This window comes from Pseudomonas sp. LB3P58 (assembly GCF_054897895.1).
The window spans coordinates 1,593,390-1,610,590 of sequence record NZ_JBUBVE010000001.1 but is presented as its reverse complement, the minus strand read 5'-3'; the positions used below and the strand labels follow the sequence as shown (position 1 = coordinate 1,610,590).

At 58.4% G+C, this 17,201-nt stretch carries 21 protein-coding genes, 1 tRNA gene and 1 pseudogene; 9 read left to right on the top strand and 14 right to left on the bottom strand.

Annotated features, from left to right (window positions below; all coding sequences use genetic code 11):
• Window positions 1-36: 36 nt before the first annotated feature.
• Window positions 37-231, top strand: coding sequence for a carbon storage regulator CsrA (csrA, locus tag ACYZTZ_RS07475; RefSeq protein ID WP_007938114.1), 195 nt, complete (start codon window positions 37-39; stop codon window positions 229-231).
• 180 nt (window positions 232-411) lie between these two features.
• On the opposite strand, the gene ACYZTZ_RS07470 is transcribed toward csrA, so the two are convergent.
• On the bottom strand, window positions 412-867 hold the full coding sequence (locus ACYZTZ_RS07470) for a DUF2214 family protein (protein WP_046047717.1): 456 nt from the start codon (window positions 865-867) through the stop codon (window positions 412-414).
• 216 nt (window positions 868-1,083) lie between these two features.
• On the opposite strand from ACYZTZ_RS07470, the gene ACYZTZ_RS07465 reads away from it, so the two are divergent.
• From ACYZTZ_RS07465 to ACYZTZ_RS07455, 3 genes are all read left to right on the top strand, one after another.
• A complete protein-coding gene (locus tag ACYZTZ_RS07465) occupies window positions 1,084-1,296 on the top strand; it encodes a hypothetical protein (RefSeq protein ID WP_033061943.1) in 213 nt (70 codons plus the stop codon).
• 216 nt (window positions 1,297-1,512) lie between these two features.
• Window positions 1,513-2,220: an alpha/beta fold hydrolase gene (locus ACYZTZ_RS07460; RefSeq protein ID WP_461997683.1), complete on the top strand. Its 708-nt coding sequence runs from the start codon at window positions 1,513-1,515 to the stop codon at window positions 2,218-2,220.
• 174 nt (window positions 2,221-2,394) lie between these two features.
• Window positions 2,395-3,147, top strand: coding sequence for a carbonic anhydrase (locus tag ACYZTZ_RS07455; protein ID WP_461997682.1), 753 nt, complete (start codon window positions 2,395-2,397; stop codon window positions 3,145-3,147).
• Between the two features lie 66 nt (window positions 3,148-3,213).
• Here ACYZTZ_RS07455 and ACYZTZ_RS07450 read toward each other — a convergent pair whose 3' ends face one another.
• On the bottom strand, window positions 3,214-3,408 hold the full coding sequence (locus tag ACYZTZ_RS07450) for a hypothetical protein (RefSeq protein ID WP_095128577.1): 195 nt from the start codon (window positions 3,406-3,408) through the stop codon (window positions 3,214-3,216).
• A 152-nt stretch (window positions 3,409-3,560) separates the two neighbouring features.
• A complete protein-coding gene (locus tag ACYZTZ_RS07445; RefSeq protein ID WP_461997681.1) occupies window positions 3,561-3,809 on the bottom strand; it encodes a hypothetical protein in 249 nt (82 codons plus the stop codon).
• On the opposite strand from ACYZTZ_RS07445, the gene ACYZTZ_RS07440 reads away from it, so the two are divergent.
• Window positions 3,696-4,055, top strand: coding sequence for a hypothetical protein (locus ACYZTZ_RS07440; protein ID WP_462000734.1), 360 nt, complete (start codon window positions 3,696-3,698; stop codon window positions 4,053-4,055). The two genes, ACYZTZ_RS07445 and ACYZTZ_RS07440, sit on opposite strands and share 114 nt — an antisense overlap.
• A gap of 466 nt (window positions 4,056-4,521) precedes the next feature.
• Window positions 4,522-4,755, top strand: a complete 234-nt coding sequence (locus tag ACYZTZ_RS07435; protein WP_461997680.1) for a hypothetical protein — start codon at window positions 4,522-4,524, stop codon at window positions 4,753-4,755.
• 91 nt (window positions 4,756-4,846) lie between these two features.
• Here the strand turns inward: ACYZTZ_RS07435 and ACYZTZ_RS07430 are convergent, their stop codons facing one another.
• Window positions 4,847-5,140 (bottom strand): hypothetical protein, encoded by a 294-nt coding sequence (locus tag ACYZTZ_RS07430; RefSeq protein ID WP_415770088.1) that lies wholly within the window; start codon window positions 5,138-5,140, stop codon window positions 4,847-4,849.
• A gap of 45 nt (window positions 5,141-5,185) precedes the next feature.
• Here ACYZTZ_RS07430 and ACYZTZ_RS07425 point away from each other — a divergent pair.
• Together ACYZTZ_RS07425 and ACYZTZ_RS07420 are read left to right on the top strand one after the other, a co-directional pair.
• Window positions 5,186-5,614 (top strand): annotated as a pseudogene (locus ACYZTZ_RS07425) (DNA cytosine methyltransferase); the annotation flags it as partial.
• A 63-nt stretch (window positions 5,615-5,677) separates the two neighbouring features.
• The gene (locus tag ACYZTZ_RS07420) at window positions 5,678-5,875 is read left to right on the top strand and encodes a tyrosine-type recombinase/integrase (protein ID WP_177014432.1); all 198 of its coding nucleotides are present in this window, start codon (window positions 5,678-5,680) and stop codon (window positions 5,873-5,875) included.
• 87 nt (window positions 5,876-5,962) lie between these two features.
• On the opposite strand, the gene ACYZTZ_RS07415 is transcribed toward ACYZTZ_RS07420, so the two are convergent.
• A tRNA-Val gene (locus ACYZTZ_RS07415) sits at window positions 5,963-6,039 on the bottom strand.
• Between the two features lie 183 nt (window positions 6,040-6,222).
• Between ACYZTZ_RS07415 and ACYZTZ_RS07410 the strand changes: the two genes are divergently transcribed.
• On the top strand, window positions 6,223-7,506 hold the full coding sequence (locus ACYZTZ_RS07410; protein WP_461997679.1) for an NAD(P)/FAD-dependent oxidoreductase: 1,284 nt from the start codon (window positions 6,223-6,225) through the stop codon (window positions 7,504-7,506).
• A 60-nt stretch (window positions 7,507-7,566) separates the two neighbouring features.
• On the opposite strand, the gene ACYZTZ_RS07405 is transcribed toward ACYZTZ_RS07410, so the two are convergent.
• From ACYZTZ_RS07405 to ACYZTZ_RS07365, 9 genes are read right to left on the bottom strand one after another with little or no spacing between them, the layout of a single operon-like run.
• Window positions 7,567-8,193 (bottom strand): RraA family protein, encoded by a 627-nt coding sequence (locus ACYZTZ_RS07405; protein ID WP_461997678.1) that lies wholly within the window; start codon window positions 8,191-8,193, stop codon window positions 7,567-7,569.
• Complete coding sequence (locus ACYZTZ_RS07400; RefSeq protein ID WP_461997677.1) at window positions 8,190-8,972, bottom strand: IucA/IucC family C-terminal-domain containing protein; 783 nt, start codon at window positions 8,970-8,972, stop codon at window positions 8,190-8,192. The genes ACYZTZ_RS07405 and ACYZTZ_RS07400 overlap by 4 nt, the downstream gene beginning before the upstream one ends.
• Complete coding sequence (locus ACYZTZ_RS07395) at window positions 8,969-9,760, bottom strand: ABC transporter ATP-binding protein (protein WP_461997676.1); 792 nt, start codon at window positions 9,758-9,760, stop codon at window positions 8,969-8,971. The genes ACYZTZ_RS07400 and ACYZTZ_RS07395 overlap by 4 nt, the downstream gene beginning before the upstream one ends.
• Before the next feature lie 12 nt (window positions 9,761-9,772).
• Window positions 9,773-10,804 (bottom strand): FecCD family ABC transporter permease, encoded by a 1,032-nt coding sequence (locus ACYZTZ_RS07390; protein WP_461997675.1) that lies wholly within the window; start codon window positions 10,802-10,804, stop codon window positions 9,773-9,775.
• Window positions 10,797-11,786, bottom strand: coding sequence for a FecCD family ABC transporter permease (locus ACYZTZ_RS07385; RefSeq protein ID WP_461997674.1), 990 nt, complete (start codon window positions 11,784-11,786; stop codon window positions 10,797-10,799). Before ACYZTZ_RS07385 ends, ACYZTZ_RS07390 begins: the two co-directional genes overlap by 8 nt.
• A complete protein-coding gene (locus tag ACYZTZ_RS07380) occupies window positions 11,783-12,706 on the bottom strand; it encodes an ABC transporter substrate-binding protein (protein ID WP_461997673.1) in 924 nt (307 codons plus the stop codon). Before ACYZTZ_RS07380 ends, ACYZTZ_RS07385 begins: the two co-directional genes overlap by 4 nt.
• Window positions 12,696-14,543, bottom strand: a complete 1,848-nt coding sequence (locus tag ACYZTZ_RS07375; RefSeq protein ID WP_461997672.1) for an IucA/IucC family protein — start codon at window positions 14,541-14,543, stop codon at window positions 12,696-12,698. The genes ACYZTZ_RS07380 and ACYZTZ_RS07375 overlap by 11 nt, the downstream gene beginning before the upstream one ends.
• A gap of 4 nt (window positions 14,544-14,547) precedes the next feature.
• A complete protein-coding gene (locus tag ACYZTZ_RS07370; protein ID WP_461997671.1) occupies window positions 14,548-15,321 on the bottom strand; it encodes an HpcH/HpaI aldolase family protein in 774 nt (257 codons plus the stop codon).
• Window positions 15,315-17,186: an IucA/IucC family protein gene (locus ACYZTZ_RS07365; RefSeq protein WP_461997670.1), complete on the bottom strand. Its 1,872-nt coding sequence runs from the start codon at window positions 17,184-17,186 to the stop codon at window positions 15,315-15,317. Before ACYZTZ_RS07365 ends, ACYZTZ_RS07370 begins: the two co-directional genes overlap by 7 nt.
• Window positions 17,187-17,201: the final 15 nt, after the last annotated feature.

Below are 17,201 nucleotides of genomic sequence, written 5' to 3'. Positions count from 1 at the left end.
AATCAGGTGCCCTACAAAGCAATCAAGGAGAAGACCATGCTGATACTCACCCGCAAAGTCGGTGAAAGCATAAATATTGGTGATGACATTACGATCACCATTCTGGGCGTTAGCGGCCAGCAAGTCAGAATTGGCATCAATGCCCCGAAAGACGTTGCGGTTCATCGCGAAGAAATCTATCAGCGCATTCAGGCTGGCCTCACCGCTCCAGACAAACCGCAGACTCCCTGAATCCTGCTGCAGTCAGTAGCCAGCCCGTTCGTTACAGCGCAATGGCTGGCTAAAGATTCATGCTCGGCATTTTGCTGAGCACTCGCCTCCTCCCCCCATTACGTGAAGCCGATGCTACCGGCTTCGGCCAAGCCGTGGCTGTCAGATTATTCGCTTTAACCCCGACGAATCACGCCGTTATTAGCCGAAGGTCACACCGCGCGCCATGCCGGTGGCTGCAATCACCATCAACATCAACAACAGCGCTTCGATATGGCTGATGCGTGCAAACAGCCGGGCTCGACCCTGGTCAATCGAAGCGCCCCTGCCCAAGGCGATCCGCCACTTGATCAAGGTGATCATGGGTGCCACTTCAAGCAGCAGAATGATCACGAACAGCGTCATCTTCAGATGGAACAACGGCTGATGAAGGTAATAGTCGGTGCCTTTTTCGTACCCACCGAAGGCCCGCATCAAACCTGTGATCAGCAAAATACCCGCACAGATGCCCCATACGTTATCGGCAATCAGCACGCTGCGAACCTGCGCCGTACCGGCGACCAGGCGGCTTAACGCCGTCCCTCGGGTGAGCACCGCCCAGAGGCCCAAGGCAACAGCCAAGAGGTGGATCGCCGCAAGAAACCAGTGAAACAGCATAGGGATGCTCCTGACAGGGAGAAGGAAATGGGCTTGTCAGTAGTAGTCCAAAATCTTCAAATCTGCCTGCCAGGCACCCACAGGCTGAGGACGTTTTTTTCGAAGCCTGCCTGCTCAGGGCGACATGACTGGCGAACAGCCAGCTATCTCCCTATCATGCCGCCCACTGGCCCTTGCGTAAGGAGCCAGAGGATAAACATTCAAAAGGGAATAGACGTGAAAGAGTTCGTAATTGGCGTAAACAACGTAGTTCTGTACGTCGCACTGGCCGTTATCTGGATCGCCGCAGTGGTCATGATCTTCGTTCAGGGCTTCTGGTCCGGGGCAGGCGTTTTCATTACCGGCACCCTGACGTGGTGCATCATCTCCGGCTTCTGGTTTGTACAGTCGGCGACTTATGAAGAACTGAAGAAGTTGAACGCCAGGTAAGATTGGTTTTAGTGGGTTGGACCTACCACGCAGGTCCGACGTTGTTGAGATGAAACCACGCCAGTAGTGATTCATGCTCTTCATGCAACATTTGTAACGAGGGGGCAATCCCCTCGTTACAGTGCCGTCTAGCGCTGCGGGCCTTCCATTAGGCCGGCGATATCACTGGCCATAACGCTGGTCGACGCCAACGATTCGCAGGCAAGGACGGAACACATGAATCGATCAACTCCCACACTGGTTCTACTACCTGGAATGGACGGGACAGGTGAATTGTTCGCAGCCTTTGCATCCATCATGGAGCGCGAACTCGATACGCTAATCATCACCTATCCCCCCAATATTCCGCTGAGCTACACAGCGCTGGAGTCGCTGGTCCGAGAGTCGCTGCCGACCGACCGCCCATTCGTACTGCTGGGTGAATCCTTCTCGGGACCGATTGCTATTTCCCTGAGCGCCAGACAACTCCCCCGGCAAGTGGGACTCGTGCTATGCAGCACATTCGCACGCAATCCAAGACCCATATTCAGTCACTTGAGTTTTTTGCTCGGCGCACTGCCGTTCAGCCTTGCACCTGTCGGATGGATCAGCAAAGTATTGCTCGGCCGGTTTTCCACGAGCGCCTTGCGCGCAACTCTGCGTCAGGCCATCACTCAAGTGAGCCCTTCGGTAATGCGTTCACGACTACGATCGGTTCTTGCCGTTGACGTATCCGCCAAGCTCGCCCAAGTCAGCGTACCGACTATTTACCTTCGCGCTACGCATGATTCAGTGGTTCCAGGGACAGCGTCTGCGCAGGTCTCTTCAATGAACGGTGATACACGAATCATTGAAATCGAAGCACCGCACTGCCTGCTTCAGGTTGCGCCTGAAGAGGCGGCCGGACACATCCGGGAGTTTTTGAAAACGCTTGAAAGCATTTGACGTTCTCGCTACTAAAAGCGACCGAACCCACGCACCTACATTGCCTGGCAGCAAGCCCTGAGCAGCATAACGTTACATCCCGTCTAGACTCCAACCACAAGTGCCGAAGGTCCCTGGAAGCACTTGCCCCCAACAGCAAGTCATTCCCATCAACTGACCCGAGTACACAAGATCATGTGTAAATCATGTGATTCAAACCCTGTTCAAAACGCGAGTGGTCGTCGTAGATTTCTTCAGTTTGCCGGACTAGGAGCAGGCGCTCTGCTACTTGCCGGCGCACTGCCCGACACATTCGTTCAGGCTGCCGAGAAAACCGCTGCTCCGCCAAAACCACAAAACTCCATCACTCCTGACATGGCACTTCAAAGGCTTATGGAGGGAAATGAACGGTATGTTTCCGGCAACTCCAAGACACACGACTTCAAGTCAGAGCGGGAAGCCCTGGTCTCCGGTCAGAACCCGTTCGTGTCGGTACTCGGCTGCTCTGACTCCCGTATTGCCCCTGAGTATGCTTTTGACACTGCACGAGGCGATCTTTTCGCCATACGCGTCGCGGGCAATTTCGTTACCGATGAGGGTTTGGCAAGCCTTGAGTACTCTGTCGCGGTGCTCGGCGCACCACTGATCCTCGTACTGGGGCATGAGAGCTGCGGCGCGATCAGCGCAGGTATAAAGGCAGTAAAAGATCACACTGTTTTCCCTGGCCACATCCCAAAATTGACTGACGCACTTAAACCTGCCATCGAGAAAGTGCTCAATCAACCCGGAAGCCTTATCGACAACGCTACAGCGCAGAATGTCAAAGACTCGGTCAACCGCCTTAAAAATGCCTCACCACTGCTGACTGATGCGCTCAGCAAGGGCACGTTGAAGATAGTAGGAGGCGTCTATCGCCTTGCTAGCGGCAAAGTAGACTTGATTGCCTGATTCATTAGCGCTGCATCAATGCCGAGATCCAGATGTGAAGAGCCCAGCGCGATGGCTGGGCTCTGGTTATTTTCTGTTTTCCATCATCTTGTCGGCGAGAGCTTTGGCCCTTTCAATCAACAGGTTCTGCCTGTCTTCATGAGTAGCCCCTCCGACAACCGGTGCCGTCAGATTGCTTTCCGCAATCAACGCAGCACAGAAGTATTGATCCCAAACAGTTCTGTCCTCAGATACCTGCTTGTTCATTTGGTCGGCGATCATATGCGGCTCCTTTTGATGAGGTAGCACCGCTATCTTACGCCTGAATCACTGGCAACCCGTGCCGCTGAAGCTAATCGGCAAACCGGGTGGTCATTGACCGGCCCGAGGAGAGCCTGTCACCGCCGTCGCTCGCTAGCCGATGACCAGCGCCTTCAGTCGTCTCTATCGTCACGATCACGATCACGACCGTGATTGCGATCATACCCCTGATCATTGTCACGACGATCATATCGGCGGTCATACCCTCGATCATCATCATAACCTCGGTCGTATCCACGACGGTAATCATGACCTCGATCACGATCTCGACCGTACCTTTCTCCGTCGTCCCAGTGAGGCCCGCAGCCTCCCAGCAGGAGAGAGCCCGAAATGGCCATGAACATTATTACTGCACGCTTCATTTGAACGTCCTGAATGCAAAGGTCAGCGATATGACCGTGAAGCCGCTCAATGATTCACTGGCCAGATACAGCGAAGTCCAGAACGCCGTAGCGCAAAAAATGGTGGACATAGGCGAGGAGATGCCAGGGTCGATGACCCTGGCTAGCACTGCCAAGCTGAGGGGGAAGTTTGACGCGCAGTGCAAGCCGCTAATGAAGGCTGCGTGGTGCGAAGTCTATGAAGATCCAACTGCTTGTGAGGCGTAATGCCTTGGCGGTATCAATATAGGCATCCATCATCGAGTTCGACCCAGAGTCGGGCTTTTCGTATCTGCCCTGTCACACCTTCGTCACAACCACCCTGCACAATGCAGCCAGCCAAAAGGATTTGGCCCCATCTACAGAGAGCCCGGCCAAGTGCCGGGTTTTTTCGTTCCATCGACATGCTTTTCACGAAACACTCACAGAACGCAGCGCAGATTGAGCAGACAAAAGGATTTGACCCCATACAGAGAGCCCGCCATGCGCGGGCTTTTTGTTGTCAGCCATTCCAGCTGCAAAGCTCCCCACTCCCTCGAATGGTTTACATGAAGGTGTAAACCTTATTCAGGACGGGACATTGGGTGTCAGGGTGCGCAAAGTGCAACGAAAGCGGTGAGAAATACAGCTACTCGGTTTGCGATAAACACAACGTTTGTCGCCTGTGTGCACTCACCGTTGAAAACTGACGGAAATGCCATGGGGTCACCCGGACGGCTTTACCTGCAAGCCCTGCCAATACGCAGAAGATGCGAAGACCAAAGCCGAGGCGCTGGCAAAGGTCGCCGAGCGCGACTACGACGAATGGGACTATCGCGGCCAGGACGAATGCAAATACCCGAACTGCGCCACTGTCATGCACCTTGAGTCGGAGGACTACGGCGACAAGAGCATGGACTGCGATACATGCGCGGCCAATTCGAATTGACCACCGAGCATTCCGTCATCTTCACCAACAAGGTGATCGGCGAACGCATCACCGCCTGACCCATCCTCACCTATTGCGCTGAGTACTGTTTTCAAGCCGAAAGATCAGGCCCAAGAGTCAAATCGATGTCTAGCCTCGCCAATGCTTTACCGCGGGCTAACGCCTCATTGAAGCTGTTGTACTTGGCATTTTCACGGATTGCTTCAACCTGCCTTTCTTTGATCTCAACAGCGATTCTAAGTCCTGTTGGCACAGAATCACTGTCGCTATCCCATTCGAAATCAATCTTCGCTTTAACGCCTCGATGCTCATAGACAACTGGGTACGGCCTATCCACTAACACCATTTCGATCTCCTTGATCCGGCTCCATGCCGGGCTGAACACAAATACCTCACTTCAACGAATCACGCCAGCCGGCGAGGATCCTCTATGTCCGTACAACAGAAGAAACACCCCTTCGATTTCAAAACTCAATACAGACTCGGCTTCAGCACTCAGGACGATGAGATCGTTGTCGACTTCTTCTGTGGTGGTGGCGGAGCCGGTACCGGCTTGGAAATGGGCTTGGGTCGGGCTGTGAACGTAGCCAAGAATCACAGCCCTCAGGCGATCAGCATGCACACCGTCAATCACCCGGGCGCCGTGCATTACACCACGGACGTATTCGATGGTGATCCGGACACCGAATGCGGCGGCAAGGCCGTTGGCTGGTTCCACATGTCGCCGGACTACACGCACCACAGCCAGGCAGCCGGTGGCCAACCGCGCAAGCGCGAGATTCGTAACCTGTCGTGGATCGGCCTGAAGTGGGCAGGCAAGAAGAAGCCCAGAGTCATCAGCCTGGAAAACGTCAAACAGACCCCGGACTATCTGACCAAGGAGTTCAGCAAAGCCAGGGATGCCGCGCACGCCTACGACAATGTGCCGGCCGGCGAGCGACCCACTTTTCACGAGATCCGCGCTTTAGGGGCATGGCTGTATGAGCAGCAGAAATTCCCACAGGAATACATCCAGGCTTTGATGGGGCATGCGGACGAGAAGATGACGAAGCACTATCAGGAGGGGCACGACGAAAAGAAGATCGAGTACCTGGAGGTGGGCGCCGAATTGGCGTTCTGAGGTGGGAGTTTTGCAAATCGCAGGCAACAAAAAAGGGCCCACCTTTCGGTGAGCCCTTCTAGACCGCCCAGCAGAGCGGATTTTGTTTGGTAGGCGCGATTGGACTCGAACCAACGACCCCCACCATGTCAAGGTGGTGCTCTAACCAACTGAGCTACGTGCCTGCTGTGAGGCGGCATTCTACGGAATTCCGGAGGGGTGTCAACACCTTTTTTCGAGCTAACCCTATGAATATGCAAAATATTTAATTTTGCCGCCGCAAAGAAGATTTTGCGGTGGCTGGCGGTCGATTTTTAACTCGGGTAGGATCGATGCACTCGTAAAATATATTAAACAGAGGCTGCAGGATGGCGAACACCCCCTACCCGGAATCCTATTATGCCGCATCGGCCAATGCGGTTCCGCCGCGCCCGGCCTTGCAGGATGACGTAGAGACTGATGTCTGTGTGATCGGTGCCGGTTACACCGGCCTGTCCTCTGCCCTGTTTCTGCTGGAAAACGGTTTCCGGGTCACGGTGCTTGAAGCGGCGAAGGTAGGTTTTGGTGCATCGGGGCGTAACGGTGGCCAGATCGTTAACAGCTATAGCCGCGACATCGATGTGATCGAGCGCAGTGTCGGTCCCAAGCAGGCTCAGTTGCTGGGGCAGATGGCGTTCGAAGGTGGGCGGATCATTCGTGAGCGGGTTGCCAAATATAATATCCAGTGCGACTTGAAGGACGGTGGTGTATTCGCCGCCATTACCGCCAAGCAGATGGGCCATCTCGAATCCCAGAAGCGTCTGTGGGAACGTTTCGGTCACACGCAGCTTGAACTGATGGATCAGCGCCGCATCCGTGAAGTGGTCGCTTGCGATCAGTACATCGGCGGCATGCTCGACATGAGCGGCGGGCACATTCATCCGCTGAACCTCGTGTTGGGCGAAGCGGCAGCTGTCGAGTCGCTGGGCGGCACCATTTATGAGCAATCGCCAGCGGTGCGCATCGAGCGCGGCGCGAATCCGGTGGTGCATACGCCTCAGGGCAAGGTCAGAGCCAAGTTCATCATCGTTGCGGGCAATGCGTATCTCGGTAATCTGGTGCCGGAACTGGCCGCCAAATCGATGCCCTGCGGGACTCAGGTAATCACCACTGAACCCTTGGGCGAAGCATTGGCCAAGAGCCTGTTGCCGCAGGATTACTGCGTCGAGGACTGCAATTACCTACTCGACTACTACCGTTTGACCGGCGACAAGCGTCTGGTCTTCGGTGGTGGCGTGGTGTACGGCGCACGGGATCCGGCGAACATCGAGGCGATTATTCGGCCGAAGATGCTCAAGGCCTTCCCGCAGCTCAAGGACGTGAAGATCGATTACGCCTGGACCGGCAACTTCTTGCTGACCTTGTCGCGTCTTCCTCAGGTCGGACGCCTGGGCGACAACATCTACTATTCCCAGGGTTGCAGCGGCCACGGTGTGACATACACACACCTGGCGGGCAAGGTGTTGGCCGAAGCGTTGCGTGGCCAGGCTGAACGTTTCGACGCATTTGCCGACCTGCCCCACTACCCGTTCCCCGGTGGACAACTACTGCGTACACCGTTCGCTGCGTTGGGCGCCTGGTATTACGGACTGCGAGACAAATTCGGCTTCTGACCGATAGACGCAAAAAAGGGGCAACTGCACAGTTGCCCCTTTTCATTTCAGCTCGGGAAGTCAGCCCCTTCGCTGATTGAGCCTCTGCAAGAATTCAGCCCGGCGCTGCTGGTCCATTTCCTCTTTGGCCAAGAGTTCGGGAAGCAGCTCGGCCGCACGCTGGGCATCGAGGATGAAGACACCGTCATCATCACCAATGGCCAGGCTCCCCGGCTGCACCTGAACCTCGCCCACACTGATCGACTGATTGACTTCCCCATGGGCGCCAATGCCACGAGTCGTGTACGCACTGACGTCCCGACAAAAGATCGGCAACCCATGGCGACGCAATGCGCTGACATCCGTGACCGCACCCGACACCACCACCCCGGCCAACCCTTTGATCAGCCCGGCCAGGGTGCGCAGTTCGCCCCAGCAACCACACTCCTCGTCGCCCACACATTCGATCACCAGCACGTCGCCCGGCTCACTCAATAACAAAGCCTCACGCAAAATGCTGCCATCCGGCGGGAAGACTTTGACGGTAACGACAGTGCCAACCATGCGGATGTTGTTGAACAGCGGCTTGATCCCCCGCAGGAAACCCTGATCAGAAAAATGGCCGATGGTGGACGAAGGGATCGACCGGTAGGCGTTGAGCAACTCCGGGGTGACGGGCTGCTGGCGAGGGTTGATCTGATAACTCATCGGCATTTCCCCGGGCGTAGCAGTGGGCAGGTCGAACAATATTCAGCGGGCTCAGTAGCCAGGTAGTAGAAGCAGCAGGTTCGCCGAAAGCGAATGCTGCGCTGGCCCTCGTCGAGCAGTGTCGGCGGTCGGCGGAAATGGCTCAGCGGGTTGTAATCGAGGCCGAACAGAGCAGGTTCTGCCTGAGTCAGCAACCAACTGAAGTCCGCCTCATAGCGCTCGCGTACCGACGGCTCATCGATTTTCGCCATGCGTTTTTCATACAACGAATACACGCGCACGGCGGTGTTTTCCCACAAGATGCGCCGTGAAACGCCACTCACACGGTTGAAGGTTTGCCACAGCGGCTTCAACAGTCCGGCAAACAGTGCCTGCACCACGGCTTCCCGCCAGGCCTCACGCTCACCTGCCCCGTACGTCAGCGGCAGGGAAGGAACCAGCGGCATCGAAGACGTCCATAGCCCTTCATCGTGACCGTATTCGATCACCGTGTTGTCCAGTGACAGCAGCAGCCCTTTGTCGTACACCGACATGGCGTACAAACAGGCCCCGGTTGCCAGGAATGACAGGCGCTTGCCCAACAGCGAGGCGGTGATCGCCCGCGACGGTGAGCCAATGACCGGGCTCAATGCGTCCAGCAAACGCTCGCACACCTTTTCCTGCAACAGGTCACGCGCCATCAGCGAGCGTAATGGGTCACGTTCGGCGCAGTCCTTCAACCGCAACCCACCGCCCAGCACGTTCCATTCTTGCGCGGTGAAGTGGTGAGCCAGATTCATTGCGGCAATTCCCGACCAAACGGGATGCACATCGGCGTACCAAAGAACGGGTCAGGAATAATCCTGCAGTTGAGATCGAACACGGTTTTAACCAGCGCCTGAGTCAAGACGTCCTCAGGGCGGCCTTGGGCAAATGCCGTACGGTCATGCACCGCAACCATATGATCCGCATAACGACAGGCCAGGTTGAGATCGTGAAGCACCATGATGATGGTTTTGTTTTGGAGCCGGTTGAGGTCGCGCAGCAGGTCCAGCACTTCAATCTGGTGAGCCAGGTCGAGGAAGGTCGTCGGCTCGTCCAGCAGCACGATGCCGGTGTCCTGGGCCAGGGTCATGGCGATCCACGCACGCTGGCGCTGCCCACCGGACAAGGCATCCACCGGCCGATCCGCCAGCGCCTGCAGACTGGTCTGCGTCAACGCGCGATTGACCATGGTTTCATCCTCGGCCGACCACTGCTGCATCCAGCTCTGATAAGGGTATCGGCCCAGGGCCACGAGCTGGCGAACGGTGATGCCCTCCGGCGCCGTCGGTGTCTGGGGCAGGATGGCCAACTCACGCGCCACCGCCGCCGTGGATTTTTGCTGGATATCCACACCGTTGAGAATCACCGAGCCTTGCTGCGGTTTCAGCAGTCGGGCAAAGGATTTGAGCAAGGTACTTTTGCCGCAGCCGTTACTGCCAATCAGCACCGAGATCTTGCCCTTGGGCAGTTGCATGTCCAGCGCGTCAATAATCACCTGGCGCTGATAACTCAGGGTCAGGCCGCGACTTGCAATCGACGTCATACGTTGAATTCCTTAATGACGCTGTTTAATCAATAAATAGAGAAAAAAGGGTGTGCCCAGCACCGCGACAAAGATCCCGGCCGGTAGATCCAGGGGCAAGAACAGCGTGCGCCCGACCAGGTCCGCCAGCATCACCAGGTTTGCGCCAATCAGGGCCGCCATCACGGCCTGCCCACCGAAACCGGGTGCCACCAGGCGTTTGGCAATGTGCGGCGCGATCAGCCCGACAAACGCTATCGCCCCACCCCAGGCAATGGCCGCACCGGCCAACGCCACACTCACCAGCAACAAACCGGCTCGCAGCCATTGCACGCGCACGCCGATGCCCTGGGCCAGGTTGTCATCCAGCTGTTGCACCATCACCTGACGGGCCAGCAGCACCAGCAGCGGACAAATGCCCAACAACCAGCCAGCCAGCGCCAGCGGTTCAGGCCAACTGGCGCCGTACACGCTGCCGGTCAGCCAAACGTAGGCAGACAGGGTGGTGGTCAGCGGACTGAACACCAGAATGAAGGTGGTCGCGGCCGTCAACATTGCCGAGACGCCCACGCCGATCAGCACCAGTCGCAGCGGCGAGGTCCCCTGCTTCCAGGCCAGCAGATAAATGGCCAGTGTCGCCAAAGCCGCACCGAGCATCGCGGCCAGGGGCAAAAATTGTTGTCCCAGCGTCGCGGACAGGAACGACAGGTAAAGCACGGCGGCGGCGCTGGCACCGCTGGTGATGCCCAGCAGGTCCGGCGATGCCAGCGGGTTGCGGATGATGCTTTGCAGGATCAGCCCGGACACCGACAACGCAGCGCCCACCAGCGCCGCCAGCACAATGCGTGGAAAACGCAGTTGCTCGACGATCAACGTCAGGCTGGCGTCCTGACTGGAAAACAGGATTCGCATCACCTCGAGGGGCGAAAGGATGACTTTCCCCAGCGACAACGAGCCGAGCATCACCAGCACCGTCAGCACCAGTGCCGCCGCCAACCGCAACCACGTGGAAAGGTTCACCTGCCGGGAATACCCGCCTCGGCGCCAGGTCACCACCTTATCCATAACGACCTCCACGCCGGGCCAACATAATGAAAAACGGCGCGCCGAACAGCGCCGTCATCACCCCCACCGGCACCTCCTGAGGCAGGATCAAAACCCGCGACAGCGTATCCGCCAACAGCAGGAGAATCGCACCGAGCAGCGCACAACCGGGCAGCAACCAGCGATGATCGATGGACAACCCCTTGCGCACCATGTGCGGCACCAGAAGACCGATGAAACCAATGCTGCCGGCCAACGCCACCGCGCTGCCCGCGAGACAGATCACCAGCACGCTCATCAGCAGTCGGATCAGGCCGGTTCGCTGCCCCAGACCTGTGGCAATCTCTTCCCCGGCGTTCAGCACGTTGAGCTGCCCGGCCAGCAGCAGCGCCCCCGACAACCCGAGCACACCGCACAGCAACAACGGCGCAGCGGTCGACAGGCTGCGTTCGGTCAGTGAACCGGCCATCCAGAACAGCACCGTGTCCAAGCCATCCTGATTCACCACCAGCAGCGCCTGGCTGAAGGCGGAGAACAACGCGGCGATCGCCGCGCCCGCCAGCACGATACGCAGTGGACTGAGACTGCCTTGCCCCATGTTGCCGATCAGCCACACCAGACAACCCGCCACGGCCGCGCCAATGAACGCCGACCATAACCAGGCATCCGGGGATGACAGCGAAAAGATCGAGGAAAACAGGATGATAAAAAAGGTCGCACCGGCGTTGATCCCGAACAACCCGGGGGACGCCAACGGATTGCGCGTCAGTGCCTGCATCAGGGCGCCCGCGACCGCCAGACTGGCGCCTACGGAAATCGCCATCAGGGTGCGCGACAGGCGCGTGGTGGTCACCAGTACATGACTGATACTCAGCGGGTCGGGATGGATAAACGCCGCGGCAATCTGTGGCAGTGGAATCCAGGTGGCTCCGACCGCCAGGCTCAACACGCAGCACAGCAGCAACACGACACTCGCGCTGCACAGCTTTACTCCCGGGCTCATGAGGCCACCTGCGCGGCGGCCACGCGGGCCACGTCGTCGAGCATCAGGTTGGCCCCCAACATCCCGCCCGACAGACTCCACGCGACGCCATCGACCTGCCACACCTGTCCTTGCTGCGGGGCACGCATCTGCTTCCACAGCGGGTGTTGCACCAGGCTCTCGTAGTTGCGCTGCACCGCCGCGTTCTGCGCGCGCAGGAACACAAAAAAGATATCGGCGTTCACCACGGCAAGGCTTTCCTTGCTGGTGAGTTTGATCGATACCCCGCTCGCCTCCCGGCTGCTGTCACTCCAATTGAATCCCAGTTCGCTGAGCACGGAACCCGGAAAACTCGCCGGCAGGTAACTGCGGATGTGGTCTTCGCGGATGTCCAGAATCGACACCGTGGGCGGCCAGCGGCCGGCAAATGTCTGCTGCAGTTGCTCGCACAGTTGTGCCACGCGTTGCTGCCATCGGTTCAGAATCTCGTCGGCCCTCTGTTGCTGGTGTAATGCAGCGCCCATCAGTGCCAGGGTTTTCTTGAATTCAAACACTTCCTCCAGCATCAGCACCGGGGCGATCTGCTTGAGTAACGGTGCAATGCGTTCGTGGCGAAAGCGCGAGGCAACGATCAAGTCAGGTTTGAGCAGCGCGATGTCTTCAAGGCTGGGCTGGGTCTCCAGCCCGACATGGGGCACAGCGCCCAGTGCCGTGCGCAAATAGCGATAGGTCGGTTTTTCGCTCCAGGAATCAACCACGCCACACGGGGTCACGCCCAACACCACGGCGCAGTCGGTGGCGCCCTGAAACAGGGTGATCACCCGCAACGGCGCGGCGCCAGCGTCGGCCCACGCCGGCGCAGAAAACCTGAGGGCGAGCGCCCCCAGGGACAGGCGCAACAGCGTGCGCCTGGAGGGATGACATCGCGGCTCAGGCTTCACGATCGAGCCTGTGAAACGGATTGACCACCTGCCCTTTGCCAAACGGCATGCTGCCAGGGCCGCCCGCGCGTTCGATCATCGGGGTGAGCAACAATTTCTGCGGCCAGTGCGGCGATTCGAATAACTGGTGCTTGATCATGATCCGCGCCTCGGCGTCAAACTCGATGGTGTCGATCAACTCGTTGAGCACTTCGCCCATCGCCGTCCACAAACCGGTCGCCGGCAATGCGTAGACCTCAGCCAGCGTATCGATGATGGCGCGGAGGTTGACCTGAATGCCCAGGGTCTGCAACCAGAACAGCAGGTCCTCAGGACGCTCGTGGTACAGCGTGTTGGCGTGCCCCTTCTTCAACCGGTAAGCCGGGTCGGCCAGGCCGTTGCGTTCCAGCCACGGCACGAAAATGCGCAACGAATCGTGATCGCGCAACAGCAGGCCCTGCGCGTAGCCGGCCTTCCACACCAGCACCGCGTTCTGCCCGTGAATTTCACCGAGCATGCCGATGCGGAACATCCGCAGGTTGATATCGAAGAAGCTGTGGCACAACTCGCGAAACAGCGTCATCACCGACGCGGCGTTGGCCGGCAGTTGGCGGCAGGCCATCCAGTCATCGAAGAAGTGCTGATTGCTGCCCGGCAGCGGTGTGCCCAACGCAGCCATGGGCACCAGTCGGGTGTCCGGGTCTTCGAGCAGCGCGGGCGGATAGCCGCGCACCATGGCCGACAGGTGACGCGGCGCTTCGTCGAACAGTGTCGCGTCCGGCGGCATGAACGCCCACCATTTGGTTTCATCGCATAGGTGCAGGGACTGTTGCAGCGTTTCATCTTTGCCCAGTGCCTGGCGCAACAGCGCTTCACTCAAGCCACCGTTGATCATTTTCACCGCCGGCAGATAACGCGAAGCGCCCAGCGAATAGATCGCCATCGGCAACTTGAGGTAATCGGCGCTGTTGAAGCACGGCGTCATCGAGCGCAATGACGAGGTGGCGAAGAAATCACCGTCGGTGAAGTCCAGTCGATGGCAATCACCCTTGGCGAACGCGTCGCCGAGTTGCGCCTCCAGCACGTGTTCGAACTGCCACGGGTGAACCGGCAACGCGATGTGGCTCTGGGCAATGCCCCGCTGCTGCAACTCTTGTTGCAGGCTGGCCTGCAGCAGCGGCGGCAATAGGTATTGAGCGGGATAACTCTGCGCCAGGTCCGTCACGCCGTCGCCGCATTGCAGCAACGTGCGATCGACCGCGACCCAATTGAGCGCCACCGGACGGGCGAATTCCGCCTGATACTGCTGATATTCCGCGTCGTCCAAACCCTGTTTGGCTTTGGCCAGCGGATGGTAGGGACGATCACGCAGCGAAGCCCACTGCTCCATCGCCAGGAAAAAGTCCGCGTTGCTCTTTTCCAGCAAACGTTCGCTGTCGACCCGATGGGCGAGGGACAACTCGGTCTGGCGGACGCTGGTGCGCAGCACATCCAGAAACAGGGCGAAGCCTTTTTCATTGTCCGGGTAGCGATCGGTCATCCCGGCCAACACCTGGGTCGTGAAGGCCTCGGGTGACAGCACAATCAGCTGGTCATTCTGTCGCGCCCATACCGGCGTGCCCGGTACTTTTTCCCATTGTTGGGTAATGCCGGGACGCAGGGCAATGACGATGCAACCTTGGTGATCGCTGGGCCATTCCCAGATCCGTTGTTCGGCGCTCAACCCGTTAAACGGCTGATCGGCCGATGACGATGGCGCCACCAGGTTCAGCGGCTCGGTACCGAAAAAATGTTCGGCCAGCAAACAATCGACCAAATCCTGCATCACCTTGTCGGCGGCCATTGTGGTGAAGTTCATCCGATTATTTTCCTTCTGCTGAAGTGGCGGCCAATTTGGCCTGGAGGGCACGAAAAGCGATGCCACGCTCGTCACCCAAAACAAAACTTTTTACGCCCCGGCTCAACCACCGTTCGTGGTCACCCGGCTGACGTGGAATCGCGCAATACGGCACGCCCGCGGCGCTGGCTGCCTGCCAACTGGCGAGCAGCGCTTGCTGCACCTCGGATCGGTCGATCTGCCAGGGCATGCCCATCGATTGCGACAAGTCGGCGGCCCCTTCGAGGATCATGTCGAGGCCGGGCACAGCGGCAATTTCCGCCGCCCGCCGCACACCTTCGGCACTCTCGATCATCGCCACGACCATGATTTGCTCGTTGGCCAGCGCGACGTATTCCGCCAGGCTGTGTTTGCCAAACGCACCGGGGCGACCGGCATTCAGGCTGCGGGTGCCCTGCGGGTGGTATTTGCAGGCACGAATGCTTTCGGCCAAAGGCTCGGGGCCTTCGATCATCGGCAAGACAATGCCCTGGGCGCCGCCATCGAGCAGGCGCAGCAGGGTTTTCGGGTTGAGGTCCGCCACCCGCACCAGCGGGGTCAGCGCGTAACTCTCGGCGGTGCGGATCATGTTCTCCACGGTCTCGGGATTGATCAGCACGTGTTCCATATCGATGATCACAAAATCAAAACCCGCCTCGGCAATCAATTCGATGGCGGCCGGCGACGGAATCGAGCTGATCAGGCCGTAGACCGGCTCACCCGTGGTGAGTTTCTGTTTGAGCAGATTGGTCCTCAGCATGATTGCGGCCGGAACGCGTGCAGCGGATTCGGCACCGATTTGAAACGACGTTCGCCGTCGCCCAGCAGGCGGCGCTTGGTCAGTTCTTCCACTTCATAGAACGGCGCGAAAACATCAAACGCTGCGTAACGCGGACGGTGTTGCGGATGCTCGGCCTGGTAAGCAGTGATGACCTCGGCAGTCATCTGCCAGAACAAGGCTTCTTCCAGTTGATAGTGCTGATGCAGGAAGATCGCCATCTCGGCCAGGGCGATGAAAAAGAACGAGTCACAGGAAAAATCCCGGACCGCATCCAGATCGTCGGTGAGGATGAACGAGTTGCGGTTGAGCTTGGCGTGGCTGGCGGGCAGCGGCACCAGGGTCGGGCACAGATCAGGGCGCCCGAGGTGTTGCGGTGAATAGCGCACGCCGTCGTGGAAGTCTTTCAGGGCGATACGTTGCGGCCAGCCCTGCTTCACGATCAGGACAATGTTCTGCCCATGGGATTCCATGCCGATCCCTTCGGCGTAGAGCATGTGAATGATCGGCGACACCGCCACCTGCAACAGTTGACGGGTCCAGGCGTGCAGGCCGTACTGAGTGATCCAGGCGTCGATAAACGGCTTCTGTTCACCCGATCCGTAGCGGTTGTCCACGGAGCTCAAACCATTGAACGGCACCGCTTGCTCGTCGTCTTGCAGGTACTGGTGAATGCTCTCGCGCCACAGGGTGCCCATCGTGCCGTAGGCCTGGGACATCCGCGTGGCGGGCAGGTGATCGTAGTCAAAGCTGACGCCGACCACTTCGCCGAGAATCACAAAGCCAAGGTCGCGGGCGGTGCTGTCACTGCCGATCAACTGCTGCAACCAGTCGGTGATGATCGGGCCGTTCATCACCGTATGCCGGGCCAGAATTCGAGTGCTGGAGGTATTGGTCATGCTCAGCGCGAGCTTGACGTAAGGTCGCTTTTTCTCTGTGACGTTGGCCAGGGTGCGGATCGACTGTTGCGCCTGATAACGGTCATCCGTTGTGCCCAGATAGATCACCTCACCGCTGACCAGTTCTGGATAGAACACAGGAACGATGATGTTTTCCCACTGCCACGGGTGCACCGGCATCAGCCAGTAATCGCCCATCGCCTTGCCTTGGTCGGTGAGGCTTTCAGCCAGCTGCTGCCAGCGCTGAAGTCCGAATTCCTGCTGGATAAATCCGTCGTAATCCAGGTGCCGCGAGATGTTCATCGCCCCGCAGGATTTGGCCACGGCCAGCCAGACAATCGCGATGGGCGCGGCAAATTCCGGCCCGTAGCTGGCGTTGTCCTTGAGCGAGAAACCGATGCGCGATTTGTAGCAAGGGTGATAGCTGTGGGCGTCCATGAAGTGCTGTTCCAGCGCATCGACATCCAGTTGATGGCTTGGCTTGGCCGCTTGATAACCCTGACTGCGCGATTGCAGATCCTTGAGCATCGTTTGTTCAAGCTCATGGGTGAAGCGTGGCAGGTGCGGGCTGTCCTGAAGTTCGCTGAGCAGCTCCGCCAATGCTTGATGAAGGTGCGGCCGGCTGCGTGCGCCCAACGCATTTACGCGTTCGAGACTGGCATAGTCGAGGCGGATCAGCTCGAAGCTTTCGCTGAGCAATCCGGAGCAGTGGTACTCCACCGGTTGTTGCTGCGCATCGATGCCGCTGACGACAAAACGGTACTGGCCGCCATCGAGGGACGAATGGCGATACGGCAGGACGTTTTCATACAGCAGCGTTTGCAGCAGCTGGCCCACCACGCGCTGTTCCACTTGCTGATAGTGGCGCGGATCAGCCGTCGCCAGCCAGACGCCTGGCGCAGAGTCCGCAGCCTGATGTGTTGCCTGTGAAGAAGTCGCCATAGTCATAACCTTGTCCGTGAA

Coding starts and splice junctions, on each gene's coding strand:
- csrA (WP_007938114.1), top strand. CDS start 37: ATGCTGATACTCACCCGCAAAGTCGGTGAAAGCATAAATATTGGTGAT.
- ACYZTZ_RS07470 (WP_046047717.1), bottom strand. CDS start 867: ATGCTGTTTCACTGGTTTCTTGCGGCGATCCACCTCTTGGCTGTTGCC.
- ACYZTZ_RS07460 (WP_461997683.1), top strand. CDS start 1,513: ATGAATCGATCAACTCCCACACTGGTTCTACTACCTGGAATGGACGGG.
- ACYZTZ_RS07455 (WP_461997682.1), top strand. CDS start 2,395: ATGTGTAAATCATGTGATTCAAACCCTGTTCAAAACGCGAGTGGTCGT.
- ACYZTZ_RS07450 (WP_095128577.1), bottom strand. CDS start 3,408: ATGATCGCCGACCAAATGAACAAGCAGGTATCTGAGGACAGAACTGTT.
- ACYZTZ_RS07440 (WP_462000734.1), top strand. CDS start 3,696: ATGACCTCGATCACGATCTCGACCGTACCTTTCTCCGTCGTCCCAGTG.
- ACYZTZ_RS07445 (WP_461997681.1), bottom strand. CDS start 3,809: ATGAAGCGTGCAGTAATAATGTTCATGGCCATTTCGGGCTCTCTCCTG.
- ACYZTZ_RS07435 (WP_461997680.1), top strand. CDS start 4,522: ATGCCATGGGGTCACCCGGACGGCTTTACCTGCAAGCCCTGCCAATAC.
- ACYZTZ_RS07410 (WP_461997679.1), top strand. CDS start 6,223: ATGGCGAACACCCCCTACCCGGAATCCTATTATGCCGCATCGGCCAAT.
- ACYZTZ_RS07405 (WP_461997678.1), bottom strand. CDS start 8,193: ATGAGTTATCAGATCAACCCTCGCCAGCAGCCCGTCACCCCGGAGTTG.
- ACYZTZ_RS07400 (WP_461997677.1), bottom strand. CDS start 8,972: ATGAATCTGGCTCACCACTTCACCGCGCAAGAATGGAACGTGCTGGGC.
- ACYZTZ_RS07395 (WP_461997676.1), bottom strand. CDS start 9,760: ATGACGTCGATTGCAAGTCGCGGCCTGACCCTGAGTTATCAGCGCCAG.
- ACYZTZ_RS07390 (WP_461997675.1), bottom strand. CDS start 10,804: ATGGATAAGGTGGTGACCTGGCGCCGAGGCGGGTATTCCCGGCAGGTG.
- ACYZTZ_RS07385 (WP_461997674.1), bottom strand. CDS start 11,786: ATGAGCCCGGGAGTAAAGCTGTGCAGCGCGAGTGTCGTGTTGCTGCTG.
- ACYZTZ_RS07375 (WP_461997672.1), bottom strand. CDS start 14,543: ATGAACTTCACCACAATGGCCGCCGACAAGGTGATGCAGGATTTGGTC.
- ACYZTZ_RS07370 (WP_461997671.1), bottom strand. CDS start 15,321: ATGCTGAGGACCAATCTGCTCAAACAGAAACTCACCACGGGTGAGCCG.
- ACYZTZ_RS07365 (WP_461997670.1), bottom strand. CDS start 17,186: ATGACTATGGCGACTTCTTCACAGGCAACACATCAGGCTGCGGACTCT.